Origin of the sequence: Nocardia sp. NPDC058497 (assembly GCF_042720195.1) — a bacterium.
Taxonomy (GTDB): Bacteria; Actinomycetota; Actinomycetes; order Mycobacteriales; family Mycobacteriaceae; genus Nocardia.
The window spans coordinates 3,717-10,645 of the sequence record NZ_JBHXMY010000174.1; the positions used below are offsets into that span (position 1 = coordinate 3,717).

At 70.5% G+C, this 6,929-nt stretch carries 7 protein-coding genes; 6 read left to right on the plus strand and 1 reads right to left on the minus strand.

The window, feature by feature from the left end; translation table 11 throughout:
• Window positions 1-130 precede the first annotated feature (130 nt).
• On the minus strand, window positions 131-406 hold the full coding sequence (locus ACFWPJ_RS14410; RefSeq protein ID WP_378851144.1) for a hypothetical protein: 276 nt from the start codon (window positions 404-406) through the stop codon (window positions 131-133).
• Between the two features lie 134 nt (window positions 407-540).
• On the opposite strand from ACFWPJ_RS14410, the gene ACFWPJ_RS14415 reads away from it, so the two are divergent.
• The 6 genes from ACFWPJ_RS14415 to lgt all read left to right on the plus strand — a co-directional run.
• Window positions 541-2,079 carry an anthranilate synthase component I gene (locus ACFWPJ_RS14415; protein WP_378851147.1) on the plus strand — a complete coding sequence of 513 codons (1,539 nt, stop codon included), beginning with the start codon at window positions 541-543 and terminating at the stop codon, window positions 2,077-2,079.
• Window positions 2,076-2,762: a TIGR02234 family membrane protein gene (locus ACFWPJ_RS14420; RefSeq protein ID WP_378851150.1), complete on the plus strand. Its 687-nt coding sequence runs from the start codon at window positions 2,076-2,078 to the stop codon at window positions 2,760-2,762. The genes ACFWPJ_RS14415 and ACFWPJ_RS14420 overlap by 4 nt, the downstream gene beginning before the upstream one ends.
• A gap of 172 nt (window positions 2,763-2,934) precedes the next feature.
• Entirely contained in the window at window positions 2,935-3,756 is an 822-nt protein-coding gene (trpC, locus tag ACFWPJ_RS14425; protein WP_378851153.1) for an indole-3-glycerol phosphate synthase TrpC, read from the plus strand.
• Entirely contained in the window at window positions 3,753-5,015 is a 1,263-nt protein-coding gene (gene trpB / locus ACFWPJ_RS14430; RefSeq protein WP_378851156.1) for a tryptophan synthase subunit beta, read from the plus strand. The genes trpC and trpB overlap by 4 nt, the downstream gene beginning before the upstream one ends.
• Window positions 5,016-5,088: 73 nt before the next feature.
• Complete coding sequence (gene trpA, locus ACFWPJ_RS14435; RefSeq protein ID WP_378851159.1) at window positions 5,089-5,904, plus strand: tryptophan synthase subunit alpha; 816 nt, start codon at window positions 5,089-5,091, stop codon at window positions 5,902-5,904.
• A gap of 188 nt (window positions 5,905-6,092) precedes the next feature.
• Window positions 6,093-6,929, plus strand: an 837-nt coding sequence (gene lgt / locus ACFWPJ_RS14440) for a prolipoprotein diacylglyceryl transferase (RefSeq protein ID WP_378851162.1), incomplete at its 3' end; no start/stop codon positions are given.

Sequence of the window (6,929 nt, forward strand, 5' to 3'; positions counted from 1 at the left end):
GCGTGCGTGATCGCCCCCCCCATAACGCCGGGGGGGCAGGCGCGCATCAGCCCGGGCCGCCGCGGCGACGGGGGATCGGTTCGTGATCGGCGGGCGCCGCCCCCGACGGGCCGCACCCGCCGGGCGGTTTCTAGCGCTCGAGCAGGGCCGCGATCGCCGGGTTGCGGATCTCCATCACGTCGAGGATGCCGTGGACACGCAGCATCGGCTCGAGCTGCCGGATCCGGTGGCAGTGTGCGGCGTACTCGTCCGGGTAGGTCTTCTCGTCCAGGTCCTGCATCTCTTTGGCGTAGGTGACGAACGACGTGAGCGCGTTGGCAGCGGACAACTGACCGGGACCGTAGTGCTGCTGCGACGGGACGACCGGCCGGCCGTCCTGTGCGCCCTGATGCGAGGGGTACAACATTGCTCCTCTCGGGGAAAAGGGATACCGCATGCGACATGGAACGCGCGCGAGTGTAGTGATGCCGATCACCCCGTGTCGCGGCGCGGGGTCGGGTCAGCGCACGGGTGCCGCGGCGCGCCTGGGATGATGGGCTCATGCAGGGCGCGTCGACACCAACCACCACGACCCGCGACCAGTTCCGGCTGCTCGCCGCAGAGCACCGGGTCGTCCCGGTTACCCGAAAGGTGCTGGCGGACTCCGAAACTCCGCTTTCGGCCTACCGCAAGCTGGCCGACGACCGGCCGGGCACCTTCCTGTTCGAATCCGCCGAGAACGGGCGATCGTGGTCGCGCTGGTCGTTCATCGGCGCGGGCAGTCCGTCGGCGCTGACCGTCGTCGACGGCGAGGCGACCTGGCTCGGCGCGGTACCGGCCGACGCCCCCTCCGGCGGTGATCCGCTGCGCGCGCTGCACGAGACCCTCGAACTGCTGCGCACCGAACGCCTGCCCGGCCTGCCGCCGCTGACCGGTGGCCTGGTCGGCTACCTCGGCTACGACGCGGTGCGCCGGATCGAACGGCTGCCCGAGCTGGCCACCGACGACCTGCAGCTGCCCGAACTGGTGCTGATGCTGGCCACCGACCTGGCCGCGTTCGACCATCACGAGGGCGCGATCACCCTCATCGCCAACGCGGTGAACTGGAACGGCACCGACGAGAACGCCGACGCCGCCTACGACGACGCCGTCGCCAGGCTCGACCGGATGACCGCCGCGCTGGCCACCCCCGCGCCCTCGACGGTGTCGGTCTTCGACCAGCCGGAGCCGCAGTTCCTGCGCAGGCGCACCACCGAGGAATTCGGTGCGGGCGTGCTGCGGCTGATCAAGGAGATCGAGGCGGGCGAGGCGTTCCAGGTGGTGCTCTCGCAGCGCTTCGAGATGGACTACACCGGCTCGCCGCTGGCGGTCTACCGGATGCTGCGGGCCTCGAACCCGAGCCCGTACATGTACCTGATGCACATCCCCGACGGCGACGGCGGCACCGCGTTCTCCATCGTCGGCTCCAGCCCCGAATCGCTGGTCACCGTGAAGGACGGGGTCGCTACGACCCATCCGATCGCGGGCACCCGCTGGCGTGGCCAGAGCGCCGAGGACGACATCCTGCTCGAGAAGGACCTCCTCGCCGACGAGAAGGAGAACGCCGAGCACCTGATGCTCGTCGACCTGGGTCGCAACGACCTCGGCCGGGTCTGCCGCCCCGGCACCGTGCGGGTCACCCAGTACCGCCACGTCGAGCGCTACAGTCACGTCATGCACCTGGTCTCCACGGTGTCCGGGCAGCTCGCCGAGGGCAAGATCGCGCTCGACGCGGTACAGGCCTGCTTCCCGGCGGGCACGTTGTCGGGCGCGCCGAAGGTGCGGGCGATGGAGCTGATCGAGGAACTCGAACCGACCAGGCGCGGCATCTACGGCGGCGTCGTCGGCTACCTCGACTTCGCCGGTGACGCCGACACCGCCATCGCCATCCGCACCGCGCTGCTCAAGGACGGCACCGCCTACGTGCAGGCCGGTGCGGGCGTGGTGGCCGACTCCGATCCGGTCTACGAGGACACCGAGGCCCGCAACAAGGCCATGGCGGTGCTCAAGGCGATCGCGGCGGCCCAGACCCTGCGCACCTACGAGGGCGGCGACTCATGACCGACGCACCCGCTCCCGCACCCGCCACCAAGCCGGTCGTTCCGGTCGCGCTGCTGGCGCTGGCGGCGGCGGGGCTGTGGGCGTCGTCGCGGATGACCTGGGTGACGGTGCACTCCGCCGACGGGCTCACCGAGCCGCGCACCGACGACCTCGACGGCGCCACCTGGTTCGGCGCGCTCACCCCGCTGGCCCTGGTACTGGTCGCCTCGATCGCCGCGGTGTTCGCGGTGAAGGGCGGACTGCGCCAGCTGCTCGGCGTGGTGATCGCGGTGGTCGCCGCGGTCGCGGCGGTGCCGGGGTTCGCGCTGGTCGTGGGAGAGGGCCGGACCGCGGAGCGGGCGGGCCAGCTGGCCGAGCTGCCGGTGCGCGCCGTCGTGAGCAGCGCCGACGTGCACCCGGCGCCCGCGGTCCTGTCGATCGTCGCCGCGGCGCTCGCGCTGTGCGCCGGTGTCCTGCTGACCCGCCGGACCGGTGGGAACGCCCAGCTCTCCGGCGCCTACGACAACCCGGTCTTCCGCCGTGCCGACGCCAGCGCCCAGGTGAGCAAGCAGCGCGACGAGACCGGCACCGCGGCGCCGCTGTCGGACCGGGTGCTGTGGGACGCGCTCGACGCGGGCACCGATCCGACCGACACCGCCGAGGGACCGGACGACGACGGCAAGTCGCCCGGCCGCACGCCATGACCCGCCGCGGCTCCACCACAGTGACGCCGGGCTGGTCGGCAGTAGTGACCCCCGGCACCCCCGCCGCAGTGACACGCGCGGCGGCCATTTATTCTTGTCCAGCATCGGTGAGACAGCGCCTGAGGGGACTCTCAGGTGAGAAGTTCGTCTCCCCAGAAAGGATTCGAGCCAGATGACGGTACTCGACTCGATTCTCGACGGGGTTCGGGCGGATGTTGCCGCTCGCGAAGCCCTCCTCGATTTTCAGGCGATCAAAGCCGCAGCGGCCGCCGCCAAGGCGCCGCTGAACGCGGCCGCCGCGTTGCACGAGGACGGGATCGGTGTCATCGCCGAGGTGAAGCGTGCCAGCCCCTCCAAGGGCGCGCTGGCCGACATCCCGGACCCGGCCGTCCTGGCCAAGGCCTACGAGGAGGGTGGCGCGCGGATCATCAGCGTGCTCACCGAGGGCCGCCGCTTCGGTGGCTCGCTCGACGACCTCGACGCCGTTCGCGCCGCCGTGAACATCCCGGTCCTGCGCAAGGACTTCGTCGTCGGCCCGTACCAGATCCACGAGGCCCGTGCCCACGGCGCCGACGTGATCCTGCTGATCGTGGCCGCGCTCGAGCAGGACGTCCTGTCCTCGCTGATCGACCGCACCGAATCACTGGGCATGACTGCCCTGGTAGAAGTGCACACCGAGGAAGAGGCCGATCGCGCGCTGGAAGCGGGCGCGTCGGTGATCGGCGTCAACGCGCGCAACCTCAAGACCCTGGAAGTGGACCGCGACGTGTTCGCGCGGATCGCGCCCGGATTGCCGTCGGAGGTCATCCGGGTCGCCGAGTCCGGCATCCGCGGCACCGCCGACCTGCTGGCCTACGCCGGCGCGGGCGCCGACGCGGTGCTCGTCGGCGAGGGCCTGGTGACCAGCGGCAACCCGCGTGCTGCGGTGTCGGAGCTGGTGACCGCGGGCACCCACCCGTCCTGCCCCAAGCCGGCCAGGCGGAGCATCCGGTGAACGCTCTGCCCCAGGCCAGTGCGGGCGTCGCCCAGCACAGCGACTACGAACCCGATGCGGGCGGCCACTTCGGCGTCTACGGCGGACGGCACGTCCCCGAGGCGCTGATGGCGGTGATCGAGGAGGTCACCGCCGAGTACGACAAGGTCCGCTCCGACCACTCCTTCCTCGACGAGCTCGACCGGCTCCAGCGCGACTACACCGGCCGTCCGTCGCCGGTGTTCGAGTGCCTCAACCTGGCCGAGCACGCGGGCGGCGCGCGGATCTTCCTCAAGCGCGAGGACCTCAACCACACCGGCTCGCACAAGATCAACAATGTGCTCGGCCAGGCGCTGCTCGCCAAGCGGATGGGCAAGAACCGCGTCATCGCCGAGACCGGCGCCGGTCAGCACGGCGTCGCGACCGCGACCGCGTGCGCTCTGCTCGGCCTCGACTGCGTGATCTACATGGGCGCGGTAGACACCGCCCGCCAGGCGCTGAACGTGGCCCGTATGCGGCTGCTCGGCGCCGAGGTGGTCTCGGTGACCACCGGCTCGCAGACCCTCAAGGACGCCATCAACGAGGCGCTGCGCGACTGGGTCTCCAACGCTGACGACACCTACTACTGCTTCGGCACCGCCGCGGGCCCGCACCCGTTCCCGCTGATGGTGCGCGATTTCCAGCGCATCATCGGGATCGAGGCGCGCCAGCAGATCCAGGAGCGCACGGGCAGGCTGCCCGAGGCTGTCGTGGCCTGCGTCGGCGGCGGCTCCAATGCCATCGGCATCTTCCACGCCTTCATCCCCGACGCGGGTGTGCGGCTGATCGGGTACGAGGCGGCCGGTGACGGCGTCGAGACCGGACGCCACGCGGCCACCTTCACCGGTGGCACGCCGGGCGCGTTCCAGGGCGCCTACTCCTACCTGCTGCAGGACGAGGACGGCCAGACCATCGAATCGCATTCGATCTCGGCCGGTCTGGACTATCCGGGCGTCGGCCCCGAGCACGCCTATCTCAAGGACATCGGGCGCGCCGAGTACGAGCCGATCACCGACGTCGAGGCGATGGACGCGCTGCTGCTGCTCTCGCGCTCGGAGGGCATCATCCCGGCGATCGAGTCCGCGCATGCCGTGGCCGGTGCGCTGAAGCTGGGCAAGGAGCTCGGCAAGGGCGCGATCATCCTGGTCAACCTGTCCGGTCGTGGCGACAAGGACATGGACACCGCGGGCCGCTGGTTCGGTCTGTTCGACGACGACGCCGCCGAGGAGAACCAGCAGTGACCGAGCGAAGCGAGGGCACCATCAACACAGCGTCTATGACGTCGGCCGCGACGAGCGCTAGCGAGGAGCGGCCGTGAGTCAGCAGTCTCGTCTGGCCAATACCTTCGCCGCCGCGCGCGCGGAGAACCGGGCCGCCCTGATCGGCTACCTGCCCGCGGGCTACCCCGATCTGGCCGGTTCCATCGACGTGTGCCGGGCCATGGTCGAATCCGGTTGCGACATCGTCGAAGTCGGCGTGGCCTACTCCGACCCGGTGATGGACGGCCCGACCATTCAGGCCGCCGCCGAGCAGGCGCTGCGCGGTGGCGTGCGGGTGCGCGACGTGTTCTCCGTCGTCGAGGCGATCACCGACGCCGGTGGTCAGGCCGTGGTGATGAGCTACTGGAACCCGGTGCTCCAGTACGGCGTCGATAACTTCTCCCGTGACCTGGCCGCGGCCGGTGGCGCGGGCATCATCACGCCGAACCTGATCCCCGACGAGGCCGACGACTGGTTCATCGCCTCGGCCACGCACAACCTGGACCGCATCTTCCTGGTCGCGCCGTCCTCGACCGAGGAGCGCCTGGTGAAGACGCTGGAAGCCTCGCGCGGATTCATCTACGCCGCCTCGACCATGGGTGTGACCGGCGCGCGTGACGTGGTCTCCTCGGCCGCGCCCGCGCTGTGCGCTCGCGTCCGCGCGCATTCCGACATCCCGATCGGCGTCGGTCTCGGCGTGCGCTCGGGTGCCCAGGCCGCCGAGATCGCCGCCTACGCCGACGGCGTGATCGTCGGATCGGCGCTGGTCTCGGCCGCGGCCGAGGGTCTGGACGCCGTGCGCGCCCTGACCAGCGAGCTCGCCGAAGGCGTGCGCGCTGCCCGCCTCTCCGCGACTTCTGGCCAGATCTAGGCGCGGAGCCGGACGGCCACGCGGCCAGCGGTCAGGCGGGAGCCGGGGTAGCCCGTCCCCGGTGAGTTACCCATGTTCTCGCGAAATGAGTTGCGCGGAGCCTGTATCGGTGCACTCTTCGTGTGGTGGACCACCGACGTCAGGGTCACGGTCACTCGTTGGTACGGCACTCAACTAACGTGGGGGCCGTGAACTCAGTCCTGGCCTACATTCCGAGTCCGCCGCAGGGTGTCTGGCAGCTCGGGCCCTTCCCGCTCCGGGCATACGCGCTGTGCATCATTCTCGGCATCGTCGTCGCCATCTGGTGGGGTGAGCGCCGGTGGCAACAGCGAGGCGGCCAGCAGGGCGCGGTGCTCGACGTCGCGATGTTCGCGGTGCCGTTCGGCCTGATCGGCGGCCGGCTGTACCACGTGGCCACCGACTGGCAGAAGTACTTCGGCCCCGGCAAGAACCCGATCGAGGCGCTCTACATCTGGCAGGGCGGCCTCGGCATCTGGGGCGCGGTGTTCCTCGGCGGCATCGGCGCCTGGATCGGCTGCCGCGTCTACAAGATCCCGCTGCCCGCGCTCGGCGACGCGATCGCGCCCGCCGTGCTGCTCGCGCAGGCGATCGGCCGCCTCGGCAACTACTTCAACCAGGAGCTCTACGGCCGCACCACCGAGGTGCCGTGGGGCCTCGAGATCTACGAGCGGTTCGACCCGGAGACCGGCGCGCGCGACATGATGAACGGCGTCTCGACCGGCCAGGTGCTCGAGGTCGTGCACCCGACGTTCCTGTACGAGCTGGTGTGGAACGTGCTGGTCGTCATCGCGCTGGTGCAGCTGGACAAGCGCTACCAGATCGGTCACGGTCGCCTGTTCGCGCTCTACGTCGCCGGCTACAGCTTCGGGCGCTTCTTCGTCGAGCTGATGCGCAGCGACGAAGCCACCCAGATCCTCGGCATCAGGATCAACTCCTTCACCGCCGCCCTCGTATTCCTCGGCGCCATGGCCTATTTCGCGCTGGCGACCAAGGGCCGCGAGACA

What these genes read in the sequence shown, in the direction of transcription:
- trpC (WP_378851153.1), top strand. Translation starts at nt 2,935, where the DNA reads ATGACGGTACTCGACTCGATTCTCGACGGGGTTCGGGCGGATGTTGCC.
- ACFWPJ_RS14415 (WP_378851147.1), top strand. Translation starts at nt 541, where the DNA reads ATGCAGGGCGCGTCGACACCAACCACCACGACCCGCGACCAGTTCCGG.
- ACFWPJ_RS14420 (WP_378851150.1), top strand. Translation starts at nt 2,076, where the DNA reads ATGACCGACGCACCCGCTCCCGCACCCGCCACCAAGCCGGTCGTTCCG.
- ACFWPJ_RS14410 (WP_378851144.1), bottom strand. Translation starts at nt 406, where the DNA reads ATGTTGTACCCCTCGCATCAGGGCGCACAGGACGGCCGGCCGGTCGTC.